The organism is Flexivirga sp. YIM B11880 (assembly GCF_058148645.1).
Genome location: NZ_JBMAMH010000016.1, coordinates 19,385 through 46,358, shown reverse-complemented (window position 1 = coordinate 46,358; position 26,974 = coordinate 19,385). Strand labels below are relative to the sequence as shown.

The 26,974-nt window shown below is 66.7% G+C and carries 27 protein-coding genes; 15 read left to right on the top strand and 12 right to left on the bottom strand.

Annotation, left to right across the window (positions count from 1 at the left end):
- Nucleotides 1–337 precede the first annotated feature (337 nt).
- From ACN8HC_RS17395 to ACN8HC_RS17380, 4 genes are all read right to left on the bottom strand, one after another.
- Nucleotides 338–1,009, bottom strand: coding sequence for a hypothetical protein (locus ACN8HC_RS17395; RefSeq protein ID WP_490076106.1), 672 nt, complete (start codon nt 1,007–1,009; stop codon nt 338–340).
- Nucleotides 1,010–1,071: 62 nt separating this feature from the next.
- Complete coding sequence (locus ACN8HC_RS17390; RefSeq protein ID WP_490076105.1) at nt 1,072–3,390, bottom strand: autotransporter outer membrane beta-barrel domain-containing protein; 2,319 nt, start codon at nt 3,388–3,390, stop codon at nt 1,072–1,074.
- A 348-nt stretch (nt 3,391–3,738) separates the two neighbouring features.
- On the bottom strand, nt 3,739–4,917 hold the full coding sequence (locus ACN8HC_RS17385) for a glycosyltransferase family 4 protein (protein ID WP_490076104.1): 1,179 nt from the start codon (nt 4,915–4,917) through the stop codon (nt 3,739–3,741).
- Nucleotides 4,918–4,975: 58 nt separating this feature from the next.
- The gene (locus tag ACN8HC_RS17380; RefSeq protein WP_490076103.1) at nt 4,976–6,994 is read right to left on the bottom strand and encodes a fibronectin type III domain-containing protein; all 2,019 of its coding nucleotides are present in this window, start codon (nt 6,992–6,994) and stop codon (nt 4,976–4,978) included.
- A gap of 311 nt (nt 6,995–7,305) precedes the next feature.
- Here ACN8HC_RS17380 and ACN8HC_RS17375 point away from each other — a divergent pair, with 311 nt between their 5' ends.
- Both ACN8HC_RS17375 and ACN8HC_RS17370 read left to right on the top strand, forming a co-directional pair.
- On the top strand, nt 7,306–8,538 hold the full coding sequence (locus ACN8HC_RS17375; protein ID WP_490076102.1) for a glycosyltransferase: 1,233 nt from the start codon (nt 7,306–7,308) through the stop codon (nt 8,536–8,538).
- Nucleotides 8,539–8,543: 5 nt separating this feature from the next.
- Entirely contained in the window at nt 8,544–9,506 is a 963-nt protein-coding gene (locus ACN8HC_RS17370) for a sulfotransferase (RefSeq protein ID WP_490076101.1), read from the top strand.
- Here ACN8HC_RS17370 and ACN8HC_RS17365 read toward each other — a convergent pair.
- Together ACN8HC_RS17365 and ACN8HC_RS17360 are read right to left on the bottom strand one after the other, a co-directional pair.
- Nucleotides 9,490–10,944: a hypothetical protein gene (locus ACN8HC_RS17365; protein WP_490076100.1), complete on the bottom strand. Its 1,455-nt coding sequence runs from the start codon at nt 10,942–10,944 to the stop codon at nt 9,490–9,492. The two genes, ACN8HC_RS17370 and ACN8HC_RS17365, sit on opposite strands and share 17 nt — an antisense overlap.
- Before the next feature lie 145 nt (nt 10,945–11,089).
- Nucleotides 11,090–12,616 (bottom strand): sugar transferase, encoded by a 1,527-nt coding sequence (locus ACN8HC_RS17360; RefSeq protein WP_490076099.1) that lies wholly within the window; start codon nt 12,614–12,616, stop codon nt 11,090–11,092.
- Nucleotides 12,617–13,023: 407 nt separating this feature from the next.
- Between ACN8HC_RS17360 and ACN8HC_RS17355 the strand changes: the two genes are divergently transcribed.
- Entirely contained in the window at nt 13,024–13,941 is a 918-nt protein-coding gene (locus tag ACN8HC_RS17355; protein WP_490076098.1) for an ABC transporter ATP-binding protein, read from the top strand.
- The gene (locus ACN8HC_RS17350; protein WP_490076097.1) at nt 13,938–14,777 is read left to right on the top strand and encodes a hypothetical protein; all 840 of its coding nucleotides are present in this window, start codon (nt 13,938–13,940) and stop codon (nt 14,775–14,777) included. Before ACN8HC_RS17355 ends, ACN8HC_RS17350 begins: the two co-directional genes overlap by 4 nt.
- Nucleotides 14,778–14,839: 62 nt before the next feature.
- Here ACN8HC_RS17350 and ACN8HC_RS17345 read toward each other — a convergent pair whose 3' ends face one another.
- On the bottom strand, nt 14,840–15,286 hold the full coding sequence (locus ACN8HC_RS17345) for a MarR family winged helix-turn-helix transcriptional regulator (RefSeq protein WP_490076096.1): 447 nt from the start codon (nt 15,284–15,286) through the stop codon (nt 14,840–14,842).
- Between the two features lie 265 nt (nt 15,287–15,551).
- Here ACN8HC_RS17345 and ACN8HC_RS17340 point away from each other — a divergent pair, with 265 nt between their 5' ends.
- The 4 genes from ACN8HC_RS17340 (at nt 15,552) to ACN8HC_RS17325 (ending at nt 18,493) form a co-directional block, all read left to right on the top strand.
- Entirely contained in the window at nt 15,552–16,160 is a 609-nt protein-coding gene (locus ACN8HC_RS17340; RefSeq protein ID WP_490076095.1) for a hypothetical protein, read from the top strand.
- A gap of 81 nt (nt 16,161–16,241) precedes the next feature.
- The gene (locus ACN8HC_RS17335) at nt 16,242–17,738 is read left to right on the top strand and encodes a signal peptidase I (protein ID WP_490076094.1); all 1,497 of its coding nucleotides are present in this window, start codon (nt 16,242–16,244) and stop codon (nt 17,736–17,738) included.
- 123 nt (nt 17,739–17,861) lie between these two features.
- Entirely contained in the window at nt 17,862–18,119 is a 258-nt protein-coding gene (locus ACN8HC_RS17330; protein WP_490076093.1) for a ribbon-helix-helix domain-containing protein, read from the top strand.
- Nucleotides 18,116–18,493 (top strand): type II toxin-antitoxin system VapC family toxin, encoded by a 378-nt coding sequence (locus ACN8HC_RS17325; protein WP_490076092.1) that lies wholly within the window; start codon nt 18,116–18,118, stop codon nt 18,491–18,493. Before ACN8HC_RS17330 ends, ACN8HC_RS17325 begins: the two co-directional genes overlap by 4 nt.
- Nucleotide 18,494: 1 nt before the next feature.
- Here the strand turns inward: ACN8HC_RS17325 and ACN8HC_RS17320 are convergent, their stop codons facing one another.
- Nucleotides 18,495–19,058 (bottom strand): arsenate reductase/protein-tyrosine-phosphatase family protein, encoded by a 564-nt coding sequence (locus ACN8HC_RS17320; RefSeq protein ID WP_490076091.1) that lies wholly within the window; start codon nt 19,056–19,058, stop codon nt 18,495–18,497.
- Nucleotides 19,059–19,467: 409 nt separating this feature from the next.
- Here ACN8HC_RS17320 and ACN8HC_RS17315 point away from each other — a divergent pair, with 409 nt between their 5' ends.
- The 6 genes from ACN8HC_RS17315 (at nt 19,468) to sodN (ending at nt 23,796) form a co-directional block, all read left to right on the top strand.
- Nucleotides 19,468–20,379: an ABC transporter substrate-binding protein gene (locus tag ACN8HC_RS17315; RefSeq protein WP_490076090.1), complete on the top strand. Its 912-nt coding sequence runs from the start codon at nt 19,468–19,470 to the stop codon at nt 20,377–20,379.
- Nucleotides 20,372–21,328 (top strand): amino acid ABC transporter permease, encoded by a 957-nt coding sequence (locus ACN8HC_RS17310; RefSeq protein ID WP_490076089.1) that lies wholly within the window; start codon nt 20,372–20,374, stop codon nt 21,326–21,328. Before ACN8HC_RS17315 ends, ACN8HC_RS17310 begins: the two co-directional genes overlap by 8 nt.
- On the top strand, nt 21,325–22,191 hold the full coding sequence (locus tag ACN8HC_RS17305; protein ID WP_490076088.1) for an amino acid ABC transporter ATP-binding protein: 867 nt from the start codon (nt 21,325–21,327) through the stop codon (nt 22,189–22,191). Before ACN8HC_RS17310 ends, ACN8HC_RS17305 begins: the two co-directional genes overlap by 4 nt.
- The gene (locus ACN8HC_RS17300) at nt 22,188–22,535 is read left to right on the top strand and encodes a S24 family peptidase (protein WP_490076087.1); all 348 of its coding nucleotides are present in this window, start codon (nt 22,188–22,190) and stop codon (nt 22,533–22,535) included. The genes ACN8HC_RS17305 and ACN8HC_RS17300 overlap by 4 nt, the downstream gene beginning before the upstream one ends.
- Before the next feature lie 228 nt (nt 22,536–22,763).
- Nucleotides 22,764–23,192, top strand: a complete 429-nt coding sequence (locus ACN8HC_RS17295; RefSeq protein WP_490076086.1) for a VOC family protein — start codon at nt 22,764–22,766, stop codon at nt 23,190–23,192.
- A gap of 199 nt (nt 23,193–23,391) precedes the next feature.
- On the top strand, nt 23,392–23,796 hold the full coding sequence (sodN, locus tag ACN8HC_RS17290) for a superoxide dismutase, Ni (RefSeq protein WP_490076085.1): 405 nt from the start codon (nt 23,392–23,394) through the stop codon (nt 23,794–23,796).
- A 77-nt stretch (nt 23,797–23,873) separates the two neighbouring features.
- Here the strand turns inward: sodN and ACN8HC_RS17285 are convergent, their stop codons facing one another.
- The 3 genes from ACN8HC_RS17285 to ACN8HC_RS17275 form a co-directional block, all read right to left on the bottom strand.
- A complete protein-coding gene (locus ACN8HC_RS17285) occupies nt 23,874–24,422 on the bottom strand; it encodes a COG4315 family predicted lipoprotein (RefSeq protein WP_490076084.1) in 549 nt (182 codons plus the stop codon).
- A gap of 61 nt (nt 24,423–24,483) precedes the next feature.
- Nucleotides 24,484–25,173, bottom strand: coding sequence for an anti-sigma factor family protein (locus ACN8HC_RS17280; protein WP_490076083.1), 690 nt, complete (start codon nt 25,171–25,173; stop codon nt 24,484–24,486).
- Nucleotides 25,170–25,679 (bottom strand): sigma-70 family RNA polymerase sigma factor, encoded by a 510-nt coding sequence (locus ACN8HC_RS17275; RefSeq protein ID WP_490076082.1) that lies wholly within the window; start codon nt 25,677–25,679, stop codon nt 25,170–25,172. Before ACN8HC_RS17275 ends, ACN8HC_RS17280 begins: the two co-directional genes overlap by 4 nt.
- A gap of 191 nt (nt 25,680–25,870) precedes the next feature.
- On the opposite strand from ACN8HC_RS17275, the gene ACN8HC_RS17270 reads away from it, so the two are divergent.
- Entirely contained in the window at nt 25,871–26,191 is a 321-nt protein-coding gene (locus ACN8HC_RS17270) for a putative quinol monooxygenase (RefSeq protein ID WP_490076081.1), read from the top strand.
- A 382-nt stretch (nt 26,192–26,573) separates the two neighbouring features.
- Here ACN8HC_RS17270 and ACN8HC_RS17265 read toward each other — a convergent pair whose 3' ends face one another.
- The gene (locus ACN8HC_RS17265) at nt 26,574–26,873 is read right to left on the bottom strand and encodes a GIY-YIG nuclease family protein (RefSeq protein WP_490076080.1); all 300 of its coding nucleotides are present in this window, start codon (nt 26,871–26,873) and stop codon (nt 26,574–26,576) included.
- Nucleotides 26,874–26,974: the final 101 nt, after the last annotated feature.

Below are 26,974 nucleotides of genomic sequence, written 5' to 3'. Positions count from 1 at the left end.
GGTACGTCGGCACCGGGCGACCCGCCGGCCGGGGTGGCCGGTTGCGCACTCGCTGAGGAGGCGACGGCAAGGACACCGGCGCAGGCGAGGACGGCAACGCCGCCTTGAACTCGAACATGGGGACGTGGGATGTGGAACGGCACCGGTTGCCTTTCGTCGGGGGCGGTTTTCCTGCTGAGTCGAACGACCCCCCTGAAGCGTGAGACACCAGCGGCGCAGGAGTCTAGGCGCCCGTCCAACCCCTGGCAACCCGCTGACGAGACTCACGAGCGCCTCGTTGCCGGCGGCACGTTCTCAACGATCGTCCTCAATTGGCTTGCCGCGCAAAGGAATTGGCTCAGTGCAGGTGGGCGGCGACGATCCGGTCAAATTCGCCGACTCGATCGGGGTCATCTGCCAGCAATGCCTGGCGAATGGCGGAGATCGAATGCATAGGTTTGCTAGAAAAGGCCGGGGACAGGAAACGAGCGTAGTCCGCCTCACCGACGTCAAGCGTTCGAACGAGTCGAATCGTGTTATCGATGCTCGGGGCGCTTGAGCGTCGAAGGCGATACATGCTGGGCTCGAGGGTGCCGCCCGCTCTGAGGAGCAAGGCGACGCGATGGCAACCGTCGCCGAGGTGGTATGTGGCGACGTCGGGCAGGCCCGAGTCGGTGCTGCCATCACGGCGACCCGCTAGCAGGCCGATGGGGTGGGTGGCGTCGAAGCCCTTGTCCTCGAAGGAGCGCAACAGCTCTCGAGCGGCGACAACTCGTCGCCGGAACCGCTCCCGACGAGCGCGGTCGTCCACAAGCAACCTGGGAAAGAACCGGGCGCACTCGACCGTCCGGAACCAGGTGTCGTACGGCTCGTCCTCGGCACATCGCACCAAGCGATCGTCAGAGTCACCCTGACGGCTGCTGAGGAAATCAAAGAACTGTGCGCGAACGATCACGTCATAACGAAAGGGAGCCACCAGCGAGGTGATCTCGAGGGACACCTGCCCGGGCCGCGAGGGGCGCCAGCTCACGAGCTGACGTCCCTTCCGCGGAACGGCGCGGCGGATGTTGGCAGTCCTCCTCGAGGTCGATGTCATGGTGTGTTGGGGATCAGTGCGAGACCCTGATTGACGGTCTGGCGCGACTGGATGTACGTGAAGTCGCCACCCATCAGCAGTCCTTGCGGCAGAGGAAGCACGGCAAAGACACCCATCGGGGACCCAATACTCGGCGCATCCGATTGGAGAGCGCCGGTCGCGGAGTCGAACACGGCGTACCGGGTCCGCGTCTGACGGGTCTGGTTGGTCGGGGATGTCCAGCAGACCTTTCCGTGCGTGGCGTAGTAGAAACGTCCGTTCGCCTCGGCACCGCCTTGCATGCCGCCGTCACACCAGGTCCACCAATTGAGACCGGTCGGATTTTTGGAGGTCGACAGCGTCGAAGCGTTCCACTCGTAGATATCGTCCGGGCACTCGTCTCCGCCGTACAGCCGTTGGTTGTCGCTGGAGAGCACCAGGAAGGTGACGAACCTGCCGATGCTCGAGTTGCACTGCGGACGAACACCGCCAAGCTGGTTGGGTAGCATCGCTGCCGTCGTCCCGTTGACGACCGCCAGGCCGCCATTGATGAAGGCCGAGTTCAAGGTAGTGAAGGCGCCGGCCATGAAAACCTTGCTGCCGTCCGAGGTGACGGCCAGACCTTCGACCATGCCGTTGCGGTAATCGGCTCCGGTCGGCCCGGTCGTGTCGGCGGTGAAGTTGGGGTCGACCGTGCCGGACGCAGCGTCGACCTTGACCATGTTCAGCCGAGTCACACCGTTGACCTTCTTGAACTGGCCACCGGCATACAGAGCGTCGCCGGCAAGAGCGAGGGCGTAGGTTTGGCCGTTGGTGTTGGCGACGAAATTCGGGTCCACGGTGCCGGTCGAGGTATTGACGGCGGCCAGCGATGTACGCGGCAGCCCCCCGACCGTCGTGAAACTACCGGCGGCGTACACGCGGCTCCCATCCGCCGACGCCACCAGCGCCTCCACCAGGTTGTTGGTGTCGGCTTGGACCGCTGGATCAGCGACGCCGGTCGTCGCGTTCATTGCGGCGATGCCGGAGCGCACCAAGCCGTTCACACTCGTCAAGTTGCCACCGACGAACGTGTTGCTGCCGGATTGCGACAGCGTCAGAACCTTGTCGGAGGCGACCGGATTCCAGCTGGATGGCACGGAGGTGCCGAGCGGGAAAGCCACTGCATTGTGCCGTTGGATCGTGCCGCTGTAACCGAACAGGCCGCCGACATACAGGTTGCCATCCGACACACTCAGCGAATCGACCTCCGGGCTGCACGGGACATCGGTGTGCCGGTAGTTGAGGTAATGCGCGATGTGGCAACCGGTCAGGGCCGCATTGAAGGCAGTGACAGCGCCGGTGGTGTCGATGCCGGCGAGATCGCTGCGTAAAGTACCTGAGACCGATTGAAATGTCCCGCCGGCATAGACGGTGCCGGAAGTCGGGTCGACTGCCAGTGCCTTGACCGTGCCGTTCGCCGCGGGAGCCCACGGCATGAGGACGCCGGTGGCGCTCGCGAAGGCGGCGAGGTTGCCGCGCGCACTGGATGTGTTGGCCGTGCTCGCCGTTCCGAACGCGCCGCCGGCGTAAACGGCGGAGCCATCCGCTGAGAGCGAAATCGTGTTGACGGTGCCCTGCACGGCGCCGGTCCAAGAGCTGTCGAACGCGCCCGTGGTCGGATTGATGCGGGCAAGGCCGGCGTCGTTGGCGCCATCGACCTGGGTGAACGAGCCACCCACGTACAGGCCGTTGGAACTTGGCAGCAGCGCGGTGACGGTTCCGTTGGCCCCACCCGTCCATCCGGCGATCACCGCACCAGTGCTGGGGCTCACGGCAGCGATGCGCGAGACGGAGGTCCCGCTCTTCAGAATCTGCGTGAACGTCCCGCCGAGCACCACGTTTCCGCCGGCGACCGCAATCGCGTTGACCTGGCCATTGGGCTTGGGGTTCCAGGAAAGCACCTTGCCGGCGGAGGTGATGTGCGCGACATAGGGATGGTAGACCCCACCGACGTAGGTGAAGTTGCCCCCGACGAACCAGCCGCCGCTGCCATCCGGGGCCGACGCGTATACCGGCCCGTTGATGAGCGGAGTCGTCGACGCCTTCATGCCACTCGCGGCATCCACCGTCACGCCATACCCGGTCTGTGGGCCGATGTAGTCGAAATCGCCCCCGACGTAGACGTCATTCCCCGCGAGTACTGCCCTGGTCACCCGCCCGTTGGTTCCCCAGAACGTCGATGATGCGTGTGCGTAGTCCAGACTTACGGTCATCGCCTGTGCGTGAGGCGCCGCGACGAGGGTGGCGGCGACCATGCCGCAGGCCGTCCCGACCGTGATCAAGGCCTTCTTCATTGAGCACTCCCAGTCATGAACCTCAGGCGCACCGGACGCAGGACGACCGGCGGCAGTCGATGAGTGGCTGCGCCACCCCCCAATGTGGTCACTGACTACCAATGAGCCGGCGACCTGGAATTGACTGTGTCACGTGGCCCATTGGCGAGAGCACTTCTGCTACTATTCCGATCCGCGCGCAATAAATGAATACCGGCGCCGGGGTTTTAGCTGGTTTCAATAGGGTGACCGCGAGATTCCGGACAGTGTCGACACATCTCAGCGGTGATAGTTCCGTCGATTGGCACGCCGACATCATTTGGGCGAGCTGATCGCCTGTATTGGCACAGAAGCGGTGCGGCGACGGAATTACCGCGCACGCGGCCGGGACGCGGCCGCAGCATTCAGATACAGCTGCTCGAGCGCGCTGGTGGCGTCCTCCCAGTCGTACTCCTGCAGCAGCGCATCGGCGAAGATCGCGACGGCGCGGCGGTCTTCGGGTGAGACGAGCGTTGCGGCGGTCATCGCGGCGGTCAAGTCCGGACGATCGCCGTTGCGGAAGATCCACCGTCCGGGTGCCGACGCGTGCAGCACCTCGACGTGCGGCGGGATGTCGCTCGCAACGATGGGTAGCCGGTGGCTGAGCGCCTCGAGCAACGTGAGGGGCAGGCCTTCGAGGTTGGATGGTTGGATGAACGCCCGAGCGTGCTGGTAGAGAGCAGCGAGGTCATCGCCATACACACCGCCGACCAATCGGACCCGATTGTCCTCGCCGGCCAGCTCACGCAATGTGGTGATGTAGTCGTCGGTGAACGAAGAGTCGCCCACCACGACGAGCGGTAGATTGCCGGTGACGTCCCGATAGGCGCGCAGCATCAGGTCGACGCCCTTTTCGGGGACCAGTCGGCCCACGAACAGCAGATAGTCGCCGGGCGCCACTGCGAACTTGCGCGCGACCACCTCGGGAGACTGCGGCGCCGGCTGTTCCACCCCATTGGCAATGTATGTCGTCGAGCGCCCGAACGTTGCCAGGTAGTGGGCTCTGAGGTCCTGCGACACCACAACGGTCTCATCGGGGACGTGACCGCTCACCCAGTGCGCGACACTGAGCAGGGTCTGGCTCCCGCGGCCCCACTTGCCGCGCTGATGGTCGAGACCGTGGACGGTGAGCACGATCGGCGCACGTGACACCAGCTTGGGAGCAACCGCGCAAATGCCGGGCCCAATCGCGTGGTAGTGGAAGACGTCGAAGCCACCTACGAGCGCTGCCGCCGTCGACATGCCGCTGTGCACGAGCGCGTCGAGACGCTTGGTCGGGATGGTGGGCACGGTGCGCACCCGCATCCCCCGGTATGTCTGCACTGAAGCATCGCCGGCATAGCCGCGACGGCTGAAGACGGTGACATCATGGCCGCGCTCGGCGAGGCGCCGACCGATCTGCTCGACGTGATGCTCGATCCCGCCATGGGTTGCGGGCAGCCCCTTCTGGCCGATCATGGCTATCCGCAGCGGTCGCCACGGGCGACCCAGCCCTGCTGGTTCGGCCAACGTTCTGTCCTTCCCAGACGTGGAGGCGGATGTGCGAACTGGAGTGACAGCGGCAATCTCATTGATTGGGTACGGTGACCGTCACTGGACTCGACAATGGCCCGTTGCCGGCCGCGCTTGTCGCGCGGACCTGGTACACATACGTCGCTCCGGGCACCACGTTCGTGTCGACATACGTCAGGACGTTCCCGAGATGGGCATACTGCACGCTGTCGCGCACGATGGTGTATTTCGTGATCGGATAGTCACCCGAGGACGGCGCCGGCCAGGTGAGAGTTACGCTCCCGCTCGCAGCCTTCGCCGTCACCACGGGCTTGCCCGGTGGCGTCGCCGTGACGGTCACCGCCACCTCGCTGGAGGGCGCGCTCCGCCCGACCGCGTTGACGGCAACTACTTCGTAGTAGTACGTCTGATTCACGCTGACGGTCGTGTCCTGGTAGGTGGTCGCGGACGCGTTCACGGAGGCGAGCACGGTCTCGCTGCCTGACGAACTCCCGCGCAGCACGAGGTAACCGCTCACAGGCCGGCCACCGTCGTCCGCAGGAGGCGACCACGACAATGACACCTGACCGGCAGAGGAGACTCCGACCACCGCCTGCGGTTGAGTCGGCACCTGGTACTGCCCCGCATTGGGGGTCACCTGGACCGCCGGCGACGGAGCGCTTGCTCCGACATTGGAGATGGCCTGAACCGAGTACTGGTAGGTCGTCCCATTCACGACGTTGGTGTCTTGCCAGGCCATCGAAGAGGTCGAGGCGACCTTCGTCATCGGCCCGCCGGCCAGGCCACGGAGGATGCGGTACGAATAGACGGAGGCGCCACCGTTGGTCCACGGTTGTTGCCAGAACAGCCGGACGACGCCATCCCCGCCGCGCGCCATCGTCGGCGGTGCGCTGGGCGCCGTCCGCCCGGCGGGCGGAACAAGCATGAGCAGGTGCGGCTGCGTGACACCCCAGCTGCCGGAGAGACTGACCTTGGTGAAGTCGCCCCCGATGTAGACGGCCCCGGACACAGCGTCGGTCGCGACCGCAAAGACTCCGAGCGCGCTGTTGATCGTTGGAGCAAAGCTCAGGACCGCGCCGGACGACTCATCCACCGCTCCCAGCTTGGATCGAGCCAGGCCGTTGAACGAGGTGGTCCCGTCGAAGTGCCCGCCGCAATAGACCACCCCGCCCACGGCCGCAACCGACTGCACATCACCGTTGGTGTGCAGTGTCCAGTTGACGGCGCCGCTCGCCGTGTTCAACGAGGCGCACGTGCCGCCCGCGCCGCCGGCACCGACCAGGAGGGCATTGCCGTCGACCGCGAGAGAGTACGCCGGCGGACGTGTCTTGTTGATCCCGTAGTACGGCGTGGCCGCCCAGCGCAACGCTCCGGTGGTGGCGTCGACGCTGGCCAGGTGACCGGCGGACGACCGGCCGGCCAGAACGGAGAAGTCCCCGCCGACGAAGATCGCCGACCCGTCAGCCGACGCCGCGAGCGCTCGAACCTGTGCGGATGGCTGTGTGACCCAACCGGTGTCCACAGCGCCGGTCGTCGGGGCAACGCGGCCGAGGTAGCCGATGGAGTACATCGAGTTCGCGTCACCGAGGCTGGTGAAGTTGCCGCCGACGTAGATGTCGCCGTCGCTGAGCAAAGCGTTGACGGGGTTGTTGGTTCGCGCGGCCCAGCTGAGGAGCGCACCGTTGGTGGCGGACACCGCCGCAAGATTGGAGCGCGCAACGCCGTTGACGTGATGGAAGGCGCCACCGGCGTAGATTGTGTTCCCCTGGTCCGCAAGAGCGAGCACCGGACCGTCCGTTCTCGCTTGCCAGCTGAGGTCGAACGCACCTTGAGACGGAATGTAGACGGCCAAGTTGCTTGCCGGATAGCTGTTTCCGGACGGGTCCACCACGGCGGTAAAGCTGCCGCCGACGTACACCCGGTCCCCCATCGGAAGGATCGCGCTGACCCGGCCGTTGACCGACCACGTGCCCTCGCCGTACAGCGACGGTGTATCCGCTCGGGCGGGCACAGCCATGGTCAGTAGTGCCGCCGCGGCGAGCAATGCCATGATCATCGCGGGCAGCAGTCTCAACCGGCGCGACCGCAGCGGTCTCGTAGTCAATTTGCCGACGGCTGCGTCGCCAGTGTCGCTGAAGGACCTCGTCATGACATCCCCTGGCTCCCCTGCTCAAAGACTGCTCGATATTGAGGTCGACCATACGGCGGCCGTCGGACAGGTCGGTGACATTTTGTAGTCGTCCGGGCGAACCGAAACATTCGTGCAGGAGCGATTATTTGTCGCTGCACTACTCCCGAGCGAACTGCGATAGCACGCGACCCTTGTGACGTCTCTCTTTCTTTGCATCGGCCGTCGAGCGTGTCGAGCGAAGGAGTGAACGACCTGTGCGCATTTTGCATGTCAACAAGTACCTCTATCGGCGGGGTGGGGCCGAGAGCTACATGCTTGACCTGGCCGGCCTGCAGCGCGATGCCGGCCACTCGGTCGAACTCTGGGGCATGGCTCATACCGACAACGACACCGGACTGGCCCTGCGGGACGCGTTTGCTCCCTTCGTGGAGCTCGAGCCGGCCCCCAGCGGACTGCGCGGGGTCTCAGCAGCGGGACGGATGGTCTGGTCCGCGGCCAGTGCGCGTGGAATGGAGCGTGCGCTCAAGGACTTCCGGCCGGATGTCGTCCACTTGCACAACATCTACCACCAGCTGTCACCCTCGATTCTGCGGCCGATCGCCGCCGCCGGCGTGCCCAGCGTCATGACGCTTCACGACTACAAGCTCGCGTGTCCGAACTACCAGCTGCTCGACCACGGCGGATTATGTGACCGGTGCGTGAGCGGCTCCACCTGGCACGCGGCACTGCAGCGATGCAAGGGCGGCTCCCTGGCGGCGAGCGCGGTGCTGTCAGTGGAATCGACCATTCATCGGCGGACACACGCGTACGGGTCGATCTCGTCCTTTCTGTGCCCAAGTCGCTTCCTCCAAGGGGTGATGACACAGGCAGGGATCGCTCCGTCGAGACTGACCGTGCTGCCCAACTTCGCCGATCACGCGACGGCTCAGCAGCGCACTGGGCCCGGTAATGGATTCGCCTTTGCCGGCCGACTCTCGCCGGAGAAGGGCGTGGACGTCCTGATTCGTGCCGCTGCGTTGATGACGATCGATGCGCCTGTGCTGATCGCCGGCGACGGCCCGGAGCGTTCGCGACTTGAACGCCTCGCGGCCGAGATTGCGCCGCAGCGGGTGCGTTTTCTGGGCCGGTTGACCCGAGCCGAGGTTGCCGATGTGGTCGCCGGTTCGCGAGCCACAATCGTGCCGTCACGCTGGCACGAGAACCAACCGATGTCGATCCTCGAGTCGTTCGCGGCCAGCGTGCCGGTCATCGCGACCAATCTCGGTGGGATGCCCGAACTCGTCGAGAACGGACAGCAGGGGCTCATCGTTCCGCCTGACGACCCAGACGCCCTCGCCCGCGGCATGGAGATGCTGGCCGGCGACCCGGACCTCGCGGCACGACTCGGTGCGGCCGCGAGGATGCGGGTGGTGGCAAACCACGACGCACGGGTGCACTTGGATCTGGTCGGCCAGGCGTATGAGCGCGCAATGGGGATCGCAGCATGAGACCCGTGAGCCAGCCCGTACGGGTGATCTTCGTGGCCGGCACGGGACGCAGTGGCTCTACTATTTTGAGCAATGCGCTGGCCCAGCTACCCGGCGCGCTCGGCGTCGGTGAGGTGCGTTACACGTGGGGCCGCGGAATGGCCCGCAACCATCTGTGTGGCTGTGGGCTCCCGTTCGATCAGTGCCCGGCGTGGACTGATGTGACCGCCCGCGTGCTCGGCCGGGTCCCACGCGTCGACCCGGCGGCACTGGCCTCGCGGCTCGACGACCGCCTTCGAGCGCGGCGGCTTCCCCAGCAGCTGGCGCGTCGGCTGTGCGGTCGTACAGCCATCCCGCCACATCGGGACGACGCTCACATCCAGCGCCTGTACGCCGAGCTCGCGAACACGCCCGAAGTGCGGTTTGTGGTCGACTCCTCCAAGCTGCCGTCGTACGCGGCACTCGTGGAACGGCTGCCCGGCGTGGAGCTGCACGTCATCCACTTGGTCCGCGACCCTCGGGCGACGTCCTACTCGTGGCGCCGGCTCAAGGCCACGAGCGACGCAAATGACGACGAGCAAATGCCGCGGCTGGCGATCTGGCACAGTGCGCTGGACTGGCTGCTGTGGAACGCTCTCATTCAGCTGTGGTGGCCGAAGGGCCGCCGCCACGTGGTGCGCTACGAGGACTTCGCCGGCCAGCCAGCGGCGACATTGCGAAAACTGGCCGCCGAGCTCGGGCTGGAGGTGCCGAGTGGGCTGGCGGAGGACGGGATGATTCGACTGAATCCCACGCACTCGGTTGCTGGCAACCCCGACCGACTCCGTGCTGGGGCAGTCCGGTTGAGCGTCGACACCGAGTGGCAGCGTGCGATGTCCCGCTCACACAAGATGGCCGTGACGCTGCTCACGCTCCCGGTGCTGCGCAGCGCTGGATACTACATCCGCGGCGGGCGCAACCTTCCGGACTGGATCAACCCAGCGAACTGACGAAGTGGGCTGTCGTCGTCGATAGCTGCAACTCGACCGGCGTCGTGCCCACAGAGACGATGCCGCTCGACGTCGAAGGCGCCGGGGCGCCGCCGATAGCCACTACATGGGCGTTCCCAGCTGCCCGAACTGAGCGCGTGGTGCCGGCTGACCAGACGAACACTGTGCTGCGAGAGCCCTTGTCGAACCCGACTCCGACGATCCCATCGTGGGTGATCGGGACTACCTTTGCGCCGCGGGCTGCGCTCGCCATCGAGGCAAATGCGGCGGCCGATGGCGTAGAGCCGCCCGTGGGGGTGAGCAATGCAAACAGCTGATTGCTGGTGATGCGTCCGCCCGCCTGGGCGATGAGCGGCAGCCACAGCACCTTCTTCGCTCCGCCGGCCAGAGCGTATGCGGTGGACTGCACGACCTCAGTAGCGCGCTGCTCCGCGCTCTGGTTCGAGTTGCGCTGATACAACCCGAGCTCCCACATCTCGAGCGGAACGTCCGATGGCGTCCGAGACCGCAGGAAAGTGAGCAGCCGCGGCAGGACGCTGGGATCCTCGTAGAAGTGGACTTGACGCACGTCGACGACGTGCTCCCGCGCCAAGGAGTCTGCTTCCGCAAAGAACGCCAGGTCGCGGGCTGGAACCGGCTGCTGAAGAATTGATTTCAGGGCTGACACACTGGCCGCCTTGGAGATCTGGTCGCCACGGGTGCCGAACCGCCGGGCGTAGTAGGCGTTGTAGTAGCTGAGCGCGCCCTTGTCGTCGCCGGAGTCGAGCAGAGACTGCACGACTGAATAGCCGAGGGCGACACTGCTGATGCCGGAATCCACGACTCGAGCCGCCGGGTCAGCCGCCCGAATCGCCTTCGCCGCCGCGCGCACCAGCGTGGCGTACTGCTGCGGGGACCCGTCCCAGAAGCCGTTCGAGTTCGTCTCGTTCTCGACGGCGTACTCGGTCACGCCCTGGGTCTGGTAGCGCTTGACGACGGTCGTGACGAAACGCTCGTACGCCGACATGTCCTTCGGCATTGCCGACTCTGTCTTGCCGACGCCCCGCGCATGCGTGGCCGAACCGCCGGTCGTCCAACAGCGGCCGGTCCGCAACTTGATCAACGTGGTGATGCCAGCCTGACGGGCCTGTTCGATCGCCCGGTCGGTGCGACGCCAGGTGTACACGTTCGGCGACTTTTCGACGTTGCACCAGACGACCTCGAAGTACGTACTGCCGCCTGAGAGGGATGGCAGGTATGACGCAGACTGGTGGAACAGGTTCTGGTTCAGCAAGGCTCCGAGCGGCTCGCTGCCCGACACCGCGGGTTTGGCGGAGCTGCTCTGCGACGAAGGCGCCGATGACGAGTTCGGCCCGGTGGGGCTGCCCCCTGAGCACGCCGCCAAGGCGAGCACTCCCAAGGTTGCCGCTGCCGTCTGCCGGACGAAGTGTCTCTGCATCATCGGTTCCTATCCCCAAGGGTCGAAACGGCCCTACCGGAGCACAAATGAAGGATCGGTCCCTTCGTACACCACTCCCCAGGGCTGAGCCTGACTCTCCATGATTCTGCCCGTGCGCGGCCACGTGCCACCGGCAGCTCGCGGGTCAGTAAGCGCCGGTCCCGCGAAACACCGCGCGGGTGGTTCGCCAGAGAATCTGGAGGTCGAGGGCCATCGACCAGTTGTCGACGTACCGCAGGTCGAGCCGCACCGTCTCGTCCCACGACAGATTGCTGCGCCCGCTGACCTGCCACAGCCCGGTCAGCCCGGGCTTGACCCGCAACCGCCGTATGGCGTCGGAAGCGTATCCCTCGACTTCACTCCGCAGGGGCGGACGGGGACCGACGATTGACATGTCGCCCCGAAGCACATTGATCAACTGGGGCAACTCATCGAGCGAGTAGCGACGAAGGATCCGACCGATGCGGGTGATCCGCGGATCATCCCGCAGCTTGAACAGCACGCCGTTGCCATCATCGGCTGCGGTACGGAGCTGCGCGAGACGAGCCTCGGCATCCGGCACCATCGACCGGAACTTGAACATCGTGAAGTCCCGGCCGTCGACGCCGACGCGCCGCTGGCGGAAGAAGACCTCCCCGCCGTCCCCGAGCTTGATCAACAGGCTGAGGAGGAGAAACAGCGGCGCGAGCAACATCAGGAGCAGTCCCCCCACGAGCCGATCGAACACGGTCTTGCTCAGCGCGTTGAGACCGTGCAGCGCCGGCCGCTCGATGTGCAAAAGCGACAGATTGGCCGCCGGACGGATGGACATCCGTGGGCCGGTCACCTCGACGACCCCTGGAGACACGATGAGTTCAATGCCGAGATCGTCCAGTTCCCAGGAAAGGCGCCGCAATTCGATCCCGTCGAGATCCGATGGACTTGCAACTACGACGACGTCGGCGCCCCGACGTCGGGCGACCTCTACTGCGTCGTGAACCGTTCCGTCACGCCGGACATCTCCCGCCTGCGACAGAGTCGGTGACGTGCAGATGGCGACTGGTAGGAGGCCGTGAACCGGCTCACGTTGTAGGTCGGTGACCATGCTCAGCACCGCTTGGTCGCGGCCGACGACAACCGCCCGATTACATGCCCGGCCGTGCCAGCGTGCGCGATGCAATTGCTTCCGCATCACGAACCGACCCAGGAGTGAGCTGCTCAGCAGCAATGGAAAGTAGATGATCACGAACCAGCGGGAGAGGAACGGTCGGTTGGTGTAGATGGCGTAGGACACGAAAGCCGAGAGCGCCACTAAGCGGACAGCGGCGGACACCATTGAGCGGTACTCTTCCGCGCCGACCCCGAGAAAGCGACGCTCATAGCCATGACAGGCCGCGACCATTGCGACCCAGGCGATGGGGCCCGTTGCCACAATGACCACGTAAGGCCATGGAACCGGGTCGCGCAGTGGTATGACGCCCGATACCAGGACTGCGATCACGCCGCTCAGCAGCGCCGACAGGGCATCCGCCGGCACCGCGGACAGCAGGTACGGCGTCGTCCAGTCGGGACTGCGTTGCTCTGTTTGCTCCGCCGCAGCTGAGTCCTCGGGCGCCGACTCCCAGCGATCCGTCGCGTCGGTCGGCGGAAGAACGGGCTGCGCAAAATCCGTCGCTTCCGCGTCCAGAGTCATGGTCCCTCCCCAGATTGTGGCCCAAACACCGTGGCTCAAGTAACGAGACCTTCAGTGTTTGGTCAGGATGTCGGAGCACTCTTCCACCGACGACCCACGTCAGGACGATCTCTGTTATCATCCCCCGCCCGCCGGAAAAAATCGGCATTTGACGGACTAGCTCCTATGCTCGTGTGGTTTAATCCACGGCTCTCCCGCAGCCGCACGGCCGACGGCGGCCTCCCTGCACCGGTCGACCGCCGGGAAGAGACGCTTCAGAACCAGCTGCTGAAGGGCCGCCGATGTCCACCGACCGCACAGCGGGCCGCCAGCGTGCTTTCAGAGCGTGGGTTTACCGTCTGGCGGGATGTCGCCGATCGGCCTCATCCGCACCTTGCCGTGTCGGCACGCCTTCCGAGAGCCAGCACATGATCGATGCCGCCCACCTGACCAAGACGTATGGCGAACGCACCGCCGTCAACGACCTCAGCTTCACGGTGAAACCCGGTGTGGTGACTGGCTTCCTGGGCCCGAACGGCGCCGGGAAATCCACCACGATGCGTATGCTGCTCGGTCTGGACCGACCGACCTCGGGGCAGGCGACGATCAACGGCGTCCCGTATGTCGACCATCGCGCCCCGCTCTGCGAGGTCGGTGCGCTGCTCGAGGCCAAGGCGGTCCACACCGGTCGCTCGGCCCGCAACCACCTGCTCGCTCTCGCTGCCTCCAACGGCATTCCGAGCCGGCGCGTCGACGAGGTGCTCGAGCTGGTCGGGCTGACGTCCGTCGCCCGGCGCCGCGCCGGCGGCTTCTCCCTGGGCATGGGCCAGCGGCTCGGCATCGCGTCCGCGCTCCTCGGTGACCCCGAGACGCTCATCCTCGACGAGCCGGTCAACGGACTTGACCCTGAGGGCATCCTCTGGATCCGCAACCTGCTGAAGTCCCTTGCGGCAGAAGGCCGGACGGTCTTCGTGTCGTCCCACCTGATGAGCGAGATGGCCCTGATGGCCACGCATCTCATTGTCATCGGCCAGGGCCGGCTGATCGCCGACACGAGCGTTGCGGAGCTGACCAGCCGCGGCTCCGGCGGCAGCGTCCTGGTCCGCGCCGAGCGACTCGCCGAGCTCCGCGACCACCTCGCCGGGCCCGACATCGAGGTCTCTGAAGCCGGTACGGACTCGATTGTCGTGCACGGCCTCTCGAGCGACGCGATAGGCCGCGTCGCCGCTGATCGAGGCATTGCCCTGACCGAGCTCACGCCACGCCAGGCGACTCTCGAAGAGGTCTTCATGCAGATCACCCAGGACTCGGTCGAATACGGCCACCACGAGGGAGCAACGCGATGAGCGCGACGACCAACGCGGCCGAAAGCCCCGCCTATACAAGCGAATTCGCGAAAGTAGGTAGCGTCAGTCTGCCCCGCGTCGTGCGCAGCGAGTGGATCAAATTCCGCTCCCTCCGATCCTCGTGGTTCGCGACCACGGCCGCGCTCGTCATCGCGATCGGGCTCGGCGCGCTGTTCAGCTATCTACGTGCCACCCACGCGGACGGCGGCCCGCACGGTGTCCTCGGGGTGCCGGACCCGATCCGCGTGAGCCTGCGCGGCTTGATGCTGGCGCAGCTGCCGATCGGCGTGCTCGGGGTGCTCTTCGTCACCGGCGAATACGCCACGGGGATGATCCGCTCCTCCCTCGCCGCGGTGCCGCACCGCTGGCCGGTCGTGGTCGCCAAGTGTGTCGTCGAGGCCGTCTTCTGCCTGGTGTTGTGCACGATCGGCTGCTTCTTCGCCTTCCTGGTCGGCCAGGCCGGGCTGAACTCGCGGGGGTACGGCGTAGGGCTGGGCGCACACGGTGCGGTCGAGGCGATCATCGGCGGCGGCATCTACCTGACGCTCGTGGCGCTGCTCGGCGTCGGGTGCGGCTTCGCCATCCGCAGCACGGGGGGCGCGATTGCCACACTCTTCGGGCTGCTGCTGGTGCTTCCGCTGCTCGGTGAAGCGCTGCCCAGCTCCTGGGCGATCCACGTCAACCAGTATCTCCCGATGAACGCGGGCACCCAGATCCTCGGCACGGTGCACGATCCGCACACTCTCGGATCATGGGCCGGGATAGGTGTTTTCGCGCTCTGGGCACTCGCGGCGATCATCGCCGGCCTGCTCGTGCTGCGTCGGCGCGACGCATAACGGCAATCTGCTCCCGTCATACGACGTACGCCGCGAGTTCGTCGACAGCCTTCGCTGACCCCTCAGGCGTCGTCGCTGCGCTCGCGAATGAGCTTGGCCTGCGCATTCAGCGCCCCCCGCAGCGCGACCAGCACGCGCTCGGTCTCCGCTGGCTCGGTCTCCATGTGTCCCAGCACCTCGGCCAGCCACTGCTGGGACCGGTTCAGTCGTGCGTTGCCCTCCTCGGTCAGCGACACGACAACCTGCCGCCGGTCCGTCCGGTGCGGGTCGCGGCGCGCGAGGCCGGCCGCTTCGAGCCGGCCGAGCAACGCGGTCACCGTCGACGGAGTGAGGCCCATCCGGTTGGCGAGCTCTCGGGCGTTCTGCGGACCCGCCGACCGCAGGTGAGCCATCGCCATCGCGTCCGACGGGCCGACGCCGAGCGCGGCCGCCACCGCCTGCAGGAACCGGTCGGAGGCGAGGACGAGCGAACGGAGAGCACGCACGTTTGCATCGGTCTGATTGCTCATGACGTCGCCTCTCTGTGACGGCACCGCACCGGCTGCGCTGCGCTCCAGGTGCGGCGCAGCGAGTCGGACGGACCGGTAGATGAACGTTCAAAAATTCGATCCACGAACTGTTTGACAGGCGCAGCATTTACTATTACTTTACCTTTTGTTGACGCGGACCTTACGTTCGCGCGACGCGGTCGGAGCCCAGCAGGGGGAGTCGATCCGCGTGCCGTCGTGCACTGAGAGGTCACGGCGTCCTTCCTTCCACCAAAGGCGATCACCCATGTCTTCTTCTACTCATACCCACCGCCGCAACACCCGACTGCTCACCGCTGCAGCCCTCGCCGGCGGCCTCGTCGCCTCGGGCGCCCTGGTCTGGCACGCGTCATACTCGGCGTTCTCGGCGCAGACGGCCAACCCGTCCAGCAACTGGAGCGCAGGCACCGTCGCGCTGTCCGATGACGACTCGTCCAGTGCGATGTTCAACGCTAGTGGCCTGACGCCCGGATCCACCGGAACCAACTGCATCGCCGTGACCTCGACCGGCTCGGTGGCGTCCGCGGTGAAGCTCTACGGCACCAACCCCAACACGACCAACGGGCTGGCGAGCTCGATCAACCTCACGATCACCCAGGGCACCGGCGGTGGCTTCGGCTCGTGCACCAACTTCAAGCCGCTCACCACCGGCTCGTCCGTCTACAGCGGAACGCTGGCCAATCTCGGCGCGTCGGCAACGAATTACGCGACGGGACTGGGCGATTGGAAGCCGACCGGCAGCGGCTCGGAGACCCGCGTGTTCCAGGTGACCTACACGCTCAGTCCCACGACGCCGAACACCGCGCAGGGCGGCACCGCGTCTCTCGGCCTGACCTGGGAAGCCCAGAACTCCTGATGCCCGTTGCTCGCTGAGCCGTCGCGCCCGATGCGACGGCTCAGCGAGTCGGACGGTCCGCACTGAACACCACGAAGGGTCATGGTCACGTTGGTCACTGGGCGACAACGCTGGCGCGCGGGGCGCAGCGCGATGCTCGTCGCGGCGGTCTGCCGCGGAATCCTGGCATTGCTGGTCAGCCTGCTGGTGTGGTCGGTGATCCCGGTGGCGCTGGGCTGGCACGTCACCGTGGTCATGAGTGGTTCGATGGAACCGGTTCTGCGGCCCGGAGACGTCGTCGCGTCACGCCCGATCCGCGTGCAGCAGGTGCGCCCCGGTCAGGTGCTGCTGGTCAATGACCCCGACCACGCCGGCCGGCTCCGGCTGCACCGGCTGGCCAAGATTCGCCCCGACGGAACATTCATCCTGCGGGGTGACGCCAATGCGGCCGACGATTCGACGCCCGTACGGCGCAGCGCCGTGCAAGGCGTCGGCTCGCTGCGAGTGCCGCTGATCGGCTCGCCGGCATACTGGGCGCAGACCGGCCAGCGAGGTCACCTCCTCGGCGGTGCCGCTGCGCTCGTGCTCCTGTTGGCGGGGGCATGCGCCTGGCGCGACGAGGACGACGAGGATGTCGACGGCGATTCGGCGCAGCGCCCGAGCCGCGCCGCAGGCGGCGCTCCTCAGCTTCGCGCCGCGGCTGCCAGCGGAGCCGTAGCACCGCCTCCCTCCGGCATTCGCAAGGCAGCGTTCACCGGGCGCTTGGGCCGAGTCGCGATCATCGGGCTGAGCACCGCAGCGCTGATCGGTGCCGGTGTCGCCACCGGCGCTCCCGCGCTGGCCGCGCCGTTCCAGACTGCCACCGCCGCTCCGGGCAATACGTGGTCCGCCGCGTCCGTCTTCGCGAGCTGCGCCACCGCCGCACTGGCCGACAATCCGGACTTCTACTACCCCCTCGACGAGCAATCCGGGACGACCGCGGCCGACGCGTCCGGCAACAACCGAAACGGCACCTACAGCAGCAACGGCGTATCGCATGACAACCCGGGACCCTGCAGGACCACTGCCCGAGCCACCACGCTCGACGGGTCCGGCATGATCTCGACCTCCAGCCAGATATCGCCACCCGGACCGAGGACATTCACCGAAGAGGTCTGGTTCCGCTCGACGGACTACCACGGTGGATCGCTGCTCGGCTACGCGTCCACGCCGACCGGCTCCTCGAGCCAATACGACCGTCAGCTCTACCTGGCCCCGTCCGGACGAGTGGTGTTCGGCATCTATACGCCATCGTCCGGAGTGCAGACCGTCGCGACCACGTACGGCTTCAACGACGGCGGGTGGCACCTCGCCACGGCGAGCCTCTCCAGCGACGGGATGAAGCTGTACGTCGACGGCAGTTTGTTCGCCACCGACCCCTCGGTCACCCGTGCACAGAACGCCGGCGGCTACTGGCGGATCGGCATGAACTCGTTCAGCAGTGACTGGCCGTCGGCACCGACCAGCGCAGGATTCATCGGCGATCTGAGCGGCGCCGCCGTCTACTCGACAGCCCTGTCTGCCGATCGAGTGCTGGCCCACTACGACGCGAGATCGTGAGCGCGGCGGCCTCTTTCAGACCGTCTGCAACTTCTCATCGCCTGGGTCGCCGACCCGGCAGCCTGTCCGCCGCTCTCGGCATGAACGGTCACTCGGGACAACCTCGTGATGTAAGGTTACATCATGTTGCGCACCCAGATCTCGCTGACCGCGGAAGAGCGGCGGCTGCTGGACGCTGAAGCGGCACGGACGGGTCGATCGATCTCTTCTCTGATCCGAGATGCCGTCAACGCTGCATATGGCACACAGCAGAATGCCATCGAAGATCGCCTGGCGATCCAGGCAGCACTCGGCGCGTGGCGAGGGCGCGATGTGGATGGAGCGGCCTATGTCGAGCAGGTTCGCTCGGGTGGTCGACTCCACGACGCGTCGGCGCAATGACCGTTGTCGTTGACACGTCCATCTTGATCGACGTGCTGCGCGGTGAAGCCGCGGCGGCGGAGGTGCTCTACGACTCCCGAGCGGAAGGCCCACTGCACGCCAGCGAAGTGGTTCGACTGGAAGTACTAGCCGGCATGCGCTCAGGGGAGGAGACGGCCACCCTCGCATTGCTGAATGTCTTCAGCTGGCATCCATTGGACCGATCCATCGCAGAAGTCTCGGGTGAGCTCGGCCGGACATGGCTTCGAAGAAACCGCGGCATCGACTCAGCGGACCTGGCCGTCGCGGCTACCACCATCGCCCTCGACGCACGGCTGATCACGAAGAACATCAAGCATTTCCCCATGTTCCCCGACCTGACGCCGCCCTACTGACTCATTGAGCAGCCGCGAGCCGGCGCGCCGCCTCGACGATCGGCGGCAGCACCTGCGCCACCTGCGCCGCCATCTGCTCGAAGACCTCGCTACTGCGGCGGAAGGGGTCCACGATGTCAGCGTCCGCCGGCTCGCGCACCTGCACCTCACCCCGTCGCGCCGCACCGTCCGCCGCCAGCTGCGCCACCAGCGATCCCTCGGACGGTGCGAACTGGGCACCGGCGACCAGATCCGCGAAGTCGGCGATCGCATGGGTACGCCGCAACGCCCGTGGCGCCATACGCACCACTCGGCTGCGGTGCTCCCGGGTTGCGGCGAGGACCAGGTCCGCCGACTGCGCGATCTCGGGCGTGAGCTGACGGGCGACGAAACCGTCTGCCGAGAGTCCGACACGATCGAGCAAACGCTGCGACCCCTCGTCCATCGGCTCCCCCACCAGCGCGCGGGTACCGGCACTCGCGACCTCGACGCCATACTGGGCCAGCTGCGCCGCGAGCAGTCGCTCGATGTATGGCGAGCGGCACACATTGCCCGTGCAGACCACCAGGACCAGTCCTGCATTCATGAGGTCGGGCTCCTCCCGAGATCGGTCGTACTGAAGTTATACGCGAGGCCATTCCCGATCAGCCGGCCGGACCTCGCGCGTCCGATCCTGCACACAACCCGCGACCGTCGGGACTTACGCATGCCACCGGCGCGCATCCCGCACACAACCCGCGACCGTCGCGACTTACGCGCGGAACCTCGATGCGCCTCCCCCGCTTCGCTCCTCCGGCGCTTACTCGGCCACCGCCCACACGTCTCGCATGCGAGACGGTTTTGCGTCATACCGCCTGCCACCGCGTCGGAACCCGCTGCGAGGATTACCACTCAAGGCGCAGCGGCGGTGCCTCGATACGCTTCCTCCGCTACGCTCCCCCAGCGCCTCGGCCACCGCCGGTGCACGGGCACCCTCATCCTCGAAAGGACTCACCATGTCGGCATGGTCACGCGGCGGGCCGATGGTGCTCGCCGGCGGGCTGGTCGCCTCACTCCTCGCGGGGTGTGGCGCGACGTCACTCGGACTCGGCTCGAGCGACCAGCAGTCCGCCACGACCGGCTGTTCGTCGGCCGGCTTGCAGAGTGCGCTTCCTTCCGGGGTCAAGCCGGGCTCGACGATCACGGTCGCGTCGGACGCGTCATACGAACCCAACGAGTTCCTGGCCCCCGACGGTCAGACGATCATCGGCATGGACATCGACCTGGTCCGCGGCGCGCTGCAGTGCCTGGGTCTCAAGGCGAAGTTCCAGAACGCCAAGTTCGACAACATCCTGCCGGGCATCGTCGGCGGCAAATACGACATGGGCGCCTCGTCGTTCACCATCACTGCCGCGCGGCTCAAGCAGGTGACGATGGTCAGCTACTTCTCCGCCGGCACCCAGTGGGTGACCCAGAAGGGCAACCCCAAGAAGGTCGACCCGGCCAAACCGTGCGGCCATTCGGTCGGCGTGCAGACCGGCACCACCCAGGCGGACGAAGTCAAGGCGATCAACCAGGGCATCTGCAAGAGCAACCCGGTGAAGGCCGTCATCGAGGACCTGCAGTCGAAGGTGACCACGGACCTGCTCGCCGGCAAGGTGGACGCGATGGCGGCCGACTCCCCCGTCGCCTTGTATGCCGTGAAGAAGACCGGCACCAAGCTGCAAGCCGTCGGCGCGATCACCGGCTCGGCGCCATACGGCATGGTCTTGCCGAAGAGTGAGGACAAGTTCGGCACTGCCGTCGCGCAGGCGTTTGCGGCGATGGCGACGAACGGCAGCTACCAGAAGATCCTGGCCAAGTGGGGCCAGCAGAGTGGAGCAGTGGAGATGTTCGCAGCGAACCCGGCGGTGCCCAGCGATGGCTGAGACGACAACCGCCCCCGAGAAGCCGGCCGCCGCCGAGCGGCCCGGCGCGGTCGAAGCCCGCCCCGTCCCCCACCCGTGGCAGTGGGTCGGCGTGGTGATCATCGCCATCCTCGCGGCGATGATGATCAACTCCTTCGTCACCAACCCCAAGTGGGACTGGCACTTCGTCTGGCGGGTAATGGAATACCGCCCGGTGCTGGAGGGCCTGGTCAAGGGCACGATCATCTGCACCATCGGCGCGATGATCCTCGGCATCGTGTTCGGCGTGATCCTCGCGGTGATGCGCCTGTCCACCAACCCGGTGCTGCGCTTCGTGGCGTTCATCTTCACCTGGTTCTTCCGCGCGGTGCCGCGTTACGTGTTGCTCGTGGTGCTCGGCGTGGGCGTGCTCTACCTCTACCCCAAACTGGACTTCGGCCTCCCGTTCACCGGCGTGCACTTCTACACGCTGGACGTGAAGTCGGTCAGCAGCGGCATCCTCGTCGGCATCATCGGTCTGGGGTTGTCCGAGGCGGCATACATGGCCGAAATCGCCCGGGCTGGACTGCTTTCCGTCGACACCGGCCAGCACGAGGCCGCCTGCGCGATCGGCATGAGCCGCGGCAAGGCAATGCGCCGCATCATCCTGCCGCAAGCGATGCGGGTGATCGTGCCGCCGACCGGCAACGAGACGATCGCGATGGTCAAGGACACCTCGCTGCTTTCTGCCGTCCCGGTCACCACTGAGCTGTTCTTCCAGGCGAATGCCGTTGCGAACTCGACGTATCTGGTCATGCCGGCGCTCGTCGCCGCGGTCATCTGGTATCTCATCGTCTGTTCCATCCTGATGGTCGGGCAGACCATGCTGGAGCGGCACTTCGGGCGCGGCTTCGGGGTCCGCACCGGTGCGTCCGGCCCGAGTTTCCGGTCACGAATGCTGTCCCTGCGCGGCGGCGGAGGTGGAATGTGAGCACGGCTACGGAATCCGCGTCGACACCGCTCGTCGAAGCGGTCAACCTGCACAAGGACTTTCACGGCGTCGAGGTGCTCAAGGGCATCGACCTGAAGGTCGCCGAGGGCGAGGTCGTCGTGCTGCTCGGGCCGTCCGGCTCGGGCAAGACCACCTTCCTGCGGTGCATCAACCAGCTCGAAGTCTTCAACGGCGGTCGGCTGTATGTCGACGGCGAGCTGCTGGGCCTGCGCGACTCCGGCGGCACGCTGCACCGGTTGCCGGACAAGCAGATCGCTCGGCAGCGGCGGCAGATCGGCATGGTCTTCCAGCGGTTCAACCTCTTCCCGCACAAGACCGCGCTCGAGAACGTCATCGAGGGCCCGGTGCACGTGGGTGGCGTGTCCAAGAAACAGGCGATCGCCGAGGCGCGCGAACTGCTCGACCGGGTCGGTCTCGCCGAGCGGGCCGACCACTACCCCGCGCAGCTGTCCGGCGGGCAGCAGCAGCGGGTCGCGATCGCGCGGGCGCTGGCGATGAAGCCCAAGCTGATGCTCTTCGACGAGCCGACCTCCGCGCTCGACCCCGAACTGGTCGGCGAGGTGCTCTCGGTGATGCGCGAGCTCGCCGACGACGGTATGACGATGGTCGTCGTCACCCACGAGATCGTGTTCGCCCGGGACGTCGCCGACCGCGTCGTCTTCATGGACGGCGGGGTCGTCGTGGAGGAGGGCCCGCCCTCCGAGGTCATCCGCAGCCCCAGGCACGACCGGACCAAGTCGTTCCTCTCCCGGATCCTGGCCGAGCAGCACGAGCACCTCACGCCCACCGGTGAGGTGGTGCCGGACGCGCCGCCCGCCGCAGCGGGGGCTGCAGTCGAGTGAAGCTCGGTGTCGCCGTCGTCCGCGGCCGGTCGATGGAGCCGACCTACGTCGACGGCGACCGGCTGCTCGTCCTGTATGGCGTGCGTCCGCGCATCGGACGGGTGCACGTCGTGCGGCTGCCGGACGGCCCGGACGGCCCACGTCCCCTCGCCATCAAGCGGATCACCCGCGCCGACGGCGACGGCTGGTGGGTCGAGCGCGACAATCCGGCCGAAGGTGTCGACTCATGGCTGGTCGGCGCCATTCCCTCAGCCGATGTCTTGGGCATCGTGCTGTGCCGAGCCCGTCGGTCGAGCTCCGTCCTGAGTAGCCGGCGAGGCACGAGCCGGCGTATCGAAGGGTAGGGCGAGGCGCTAGCCGAGCCCGTATCGAGACCACGTGCCGACAGACGGTCTTCCGCGCCGCTGACGGCATACCCAGCGGTTGACGCTGCTGCTGCGCCGTCAGCGACCGTTTCGACCGTCAGCCGATCTCGATACACCTCCTCCGCTGCGCTCCCCCGACACTCGATCAGGGTGCGCTGTGCCCCTCCGTACCCGCCACGTGTCGGCGCTCGCTGGTTGACTGACCGGATGGAACCCCGCGTCTCGTTCATCACCCTGGCCGTCGCCGACCTCGCGCGGACCCGCGCGTTCTACGTCGAGGGGCTCGGCTGGCAGCCCACCTTCGAGGACGACCACGAGGTCATCATGATCCAGGTCGCCGAGCACCTGGTCCTGTCGCTCTGGCAGGTCGACGCGTTCGCCCAGGAGGTCGGCGGTCGGCCGGCGTCCGGCATACCGCCCGTGACCCTCGCGCACAACGTGGTCGACCGGGCCGCCGTGGATGCCGTGCTCGCCGAGGCGGCCGCGGCCGGTGCGGCGGTGACCCAGCCCGAAGAGCGGGTGTGGGGCGGCTATTCGGGTTATTTCGCCGACCCGGACGGCTTCCGGTGGGAGGTCTGCTGGAATCCCGGCGCGCTCGGCAAGGTCGTGCTGCCCGACGTGTCCGAGGCCGGCTGACCTCCTCCTGTCGGCCGTCTCACGCACCGCCCGCGAGCATCCCGCAATGTGGTGGGTGGGTTCGACCACCGACGGCCGGCCGAGTAGGTTCGGACCCAAGGAGCGAAAGCCAGGTCGCTCGGCTCGGCTTTGACCTCAACACTGCTTGAGGTGAGAGGCTCCCGTCATACGTCCGATGCAACCGACGGAAGGACAACACATGCTTCGCCGAATCTTCGCCCCCACCATCGAGGTCAGCGCCCACTGCGACCTGCCGTGTGGTGTCTACGACCCCGCTCAGGCTCGCATCGAGGCCGAGTCGGTCAAGGCGATCTGCGAGAAGGTCGCCGACAAGCCGGACGACCTCGACTTCAAGATGCGCGCGACGATCATCAAGGAGCAGCGCTCCGAGCTGGTCAAGCACCACCTGTGGGTGCTGTGGACCGACTACTTCAAGCCGCCGCACTTCGAGAAGTACCCGCAGCTGCACACGCTGGTCAACGAGGCCACCAAGCTGGCGGGTGCCGGTGGGACCAAGGCGTCGTGGGACGTCGCCACCGCGGACGAGCTGCTCGCCAAGATCGAGGAGATCGCGAAGATCTTCTGGGAGACCAAGAAGGCCTGACGGCTCGCCATACCGTTCGCCGAAGGCGCCGGATCCCATTGGGGTCCGGCGCCTTTCGTATGACGATCACCGACCGGTCAGTAGGAGCCGCCCTTGTTGCCGTAGCCGCCGCCACCGCCGCTGGACGCTCCGGCTTTGGCGGTGACCTTGACTCCCTTCGAGTTCAGCACCCACCAAATGCCTTGAATGCCCTGACCGTTGGTGTCAGCTGCGGAGCTGTCGCCGGCGTAGTAGTAGAGCGGCCAGCCGTCGAGGGTGACCTGCTTCTTGCCATTCGCGGTGGTGATCGTGCCGACCTTTCCGCTGATGCCCTTGGCCTTCGGCGTGCCGGAGACGGTGACCGCCGGCCAGACGGAAGCGCACGCACCGCTGCACACGCTCTTGGCCGCACCCTTCGTGTCCTTGTCGAACTGGTACACCACCCGGCCGTCCGGTCCGGCGACCACCGATCCGAGCGCCGTCTGCACGACGCTCAGCGTCGCGCCGCCGGCCTGCGCCGACTTCGTCGCTTGGGAGGACGCTGCCGGCGCTCCGCTTGTCGCCGACCCGCTGGATCCGCAGCCGGCGAGCACTGCCGCCAACAGGGTGGCGCCGGCCACGACCGTGCCTCGTGTCGAACGCATCATGATTGCCTCTTCTCGATGTCGCAGCTCTGTGTTCGAGACACGAAACCGATTGGGAAACGGTTCAATCCGCTTTGGTGGTGAGTAGCACCGTGCCGCCGGAGGTGCGGACCTGCAGGTGGGCGATCCGGTCCCGCGGCACGGCGGTGGCGGCCGACAGCATCGACGTCGTCCCTGGACCGGCGGCCCAGGTCGAGATCGACGTGGCATGTCCGGCGTCGTCCACGACATACAAGGCATAAACCGACCGGCCGTCCCACCCGGTCGAGGCCGCATACGCGCACTTCATGTCCACCTCGGTCCCCCACGGCCGGTCCCGCAACGTGACGGTGGCGGTCAGCGGGCTGCTGCGCGCCTGCTGCATCGCCACCGTGACACCCGGCGGTGTCGTGTCGCGCTGCGGCCAGAGGACACCTCCGACGGTGAGCCCGGCCGCGAAGAGCACCGCCGAAGCCGCTACTGCGACAAGAGAAACCAGTCGCCGGCGACGATTTCGGAAGCGGAAGACCTCGTCGTCGGCCGCGGACCGCGTCCGCTCGAGCAGATCGGCCGGCAACGGCTCGCTCAACTCGTCCGGAACGTCCTCCGGCGGCACCTTGCCGAGCAGGCCCGGTATGACGGCCAGCCCGCGCACCGACTCCGCGCACTCCGGGCACGCGGTGAGGTGCTGCTCGTAGGCCGCTCGGTCGCTGGTCGACAGGGCACCCAGCACGTAGGCCGCGTCCCATTCGGCGAAGTCGTCGTGCCCGGTCATCGCGTCACCCCTCTTTCCTGCAACGCCAGCCGCAACGCTCGCATCCCGTAGTGCATCCGCGACTTCACGGTCCCCGGCGGCACGCCGAGGTCTTCGGCGATCTCGGTGACCGTCGCCCGGCCGTAGTACGCCCGGACCACCACCTCGCGGTGCGGCGAAGTGAGCGATGCGAGAGCGTCGACGATCATCGCCGCATCGAAGACCGCGTCGACCTGGTCGCCGGTGCGCTGCTCAGGCAACTCGTCCGCAACGACCTCGCGGCGGTGTCGTGCCGAACGCGCCTCGTCGATCACCAAGCGGCGGGCCACGGTGAACAGCCATGCCCGCGCCGAGGTCGCGCCGGTGTCCGTCTCGTCGGTGATGCCTTCGCGCCAGGCGCGCAGCATCGTCTCCTGCACCACGTCCTGCGCGAACGCGCGGTCGCCCGTGAGCCGAACGGCATACGCCCACAACGCAGTTGCGTGATCGCGATGCAGCTGGTCGAGCACCCCTGGGTCCGTGACCATCACCACCTCCGTCCGCTGACACGAGGCAGCGACGCGAACGGTTCAACCGCCCGCAGCCGCCGAGCTGCGCACCATCCTCCTCGCTGGGTCGCCCACTGCGCGAGAGCCCGCCGTGACGCGTGCGAGAGTGGGATGGCAGACGTCGTCCGTCGCGCCGTCTGGACCCTGGTACGCGACCCAAGGAGAACGACATGATCTTCATCTGCGTGAAGTGGAAGGTGAAGCCCGAGTATGCCGACCGGTGGATCGAGCTGTCCAAGACCTTCACCGACGCCACCCGCGCCGAGCCCGGCAATCTCTTCTTCGACTGGTCCCGCAACGTCGAGGACCCGAACGAATACGTGCTCATCGAGGCATTCAAGGACGACGCTGCAGAGGCGCACGTGACCTCCGATCACTTCAAGACCGCGCAACGCGAGCTGCCGCAGTATGTGCAGGAGACACCCCGCGTCCGCAACGTCCAGCTGGACGGCGACCACTGGGACGAACTGGGCGAATTCAAGATCGACTGACCAGCTCGCGGTGGCCGGGTAAGAGCCCAGTGGCGGTGGCCGAGTAAGGGCCGGAGGAGCGCAGCGGAGGAATCCGCGTATCGAGACCACCTACCCCACGTCGGTCGAGTAGGCCGAGCCGTTAGGCGAGGCCGTATCGAGACCATCTGCCCCACGTCGGTCGAGTAGGCCGAGCCGTTAGGCGAGGCCGTATCGATACCACCTACCCCACGCCGGTCGAGTAGCGGATGGAGGAGCGAAGCGGGGGAATCCGCGTATCGAGACCACCTACCCACGTCGGTCGAGTAGGCCGAGCCGTTAGGCGAGGCCGTATCGAGACCATCTGCCCCACGTCGGTCGAGTAGGCCGAGCCGTTAGGCGAGGCCGTATCGAGACCTGGGGCTCAGTCAGCATCGCCGCGTCGCCATACCCGCTTCTTCGCAAGGTCCGGCAGCAGGTCGAATCGTCCGGCTATCAACGCTTCCCGCTTCGCACGGCTCCAGTTCTGAACGCGCTTCTCCAGCTCGTACGCCGTGCGCACGCTGTCGGATTCTTGCGCCCAGACCAGCTGGACCGGCAGCCGACGGCGCGTGTATGCCGCGCCCTCTCCGGCTGCGTGCTGAGCGATTCGACGCTCGAGGTCGATCGTGCTGCCGACGTAGTAGGAGCCGTCGCTACACCTGAGAATGTATGTCCACGCCATTCCAAACCGTGTCCCTTGAACGCTTCTGATGTCTGCGCCGACTCTGCGTCCTGTGGACAGTCGAAGCGTCGCGGCACTTGGTCTCGATACACCCTCCTCCG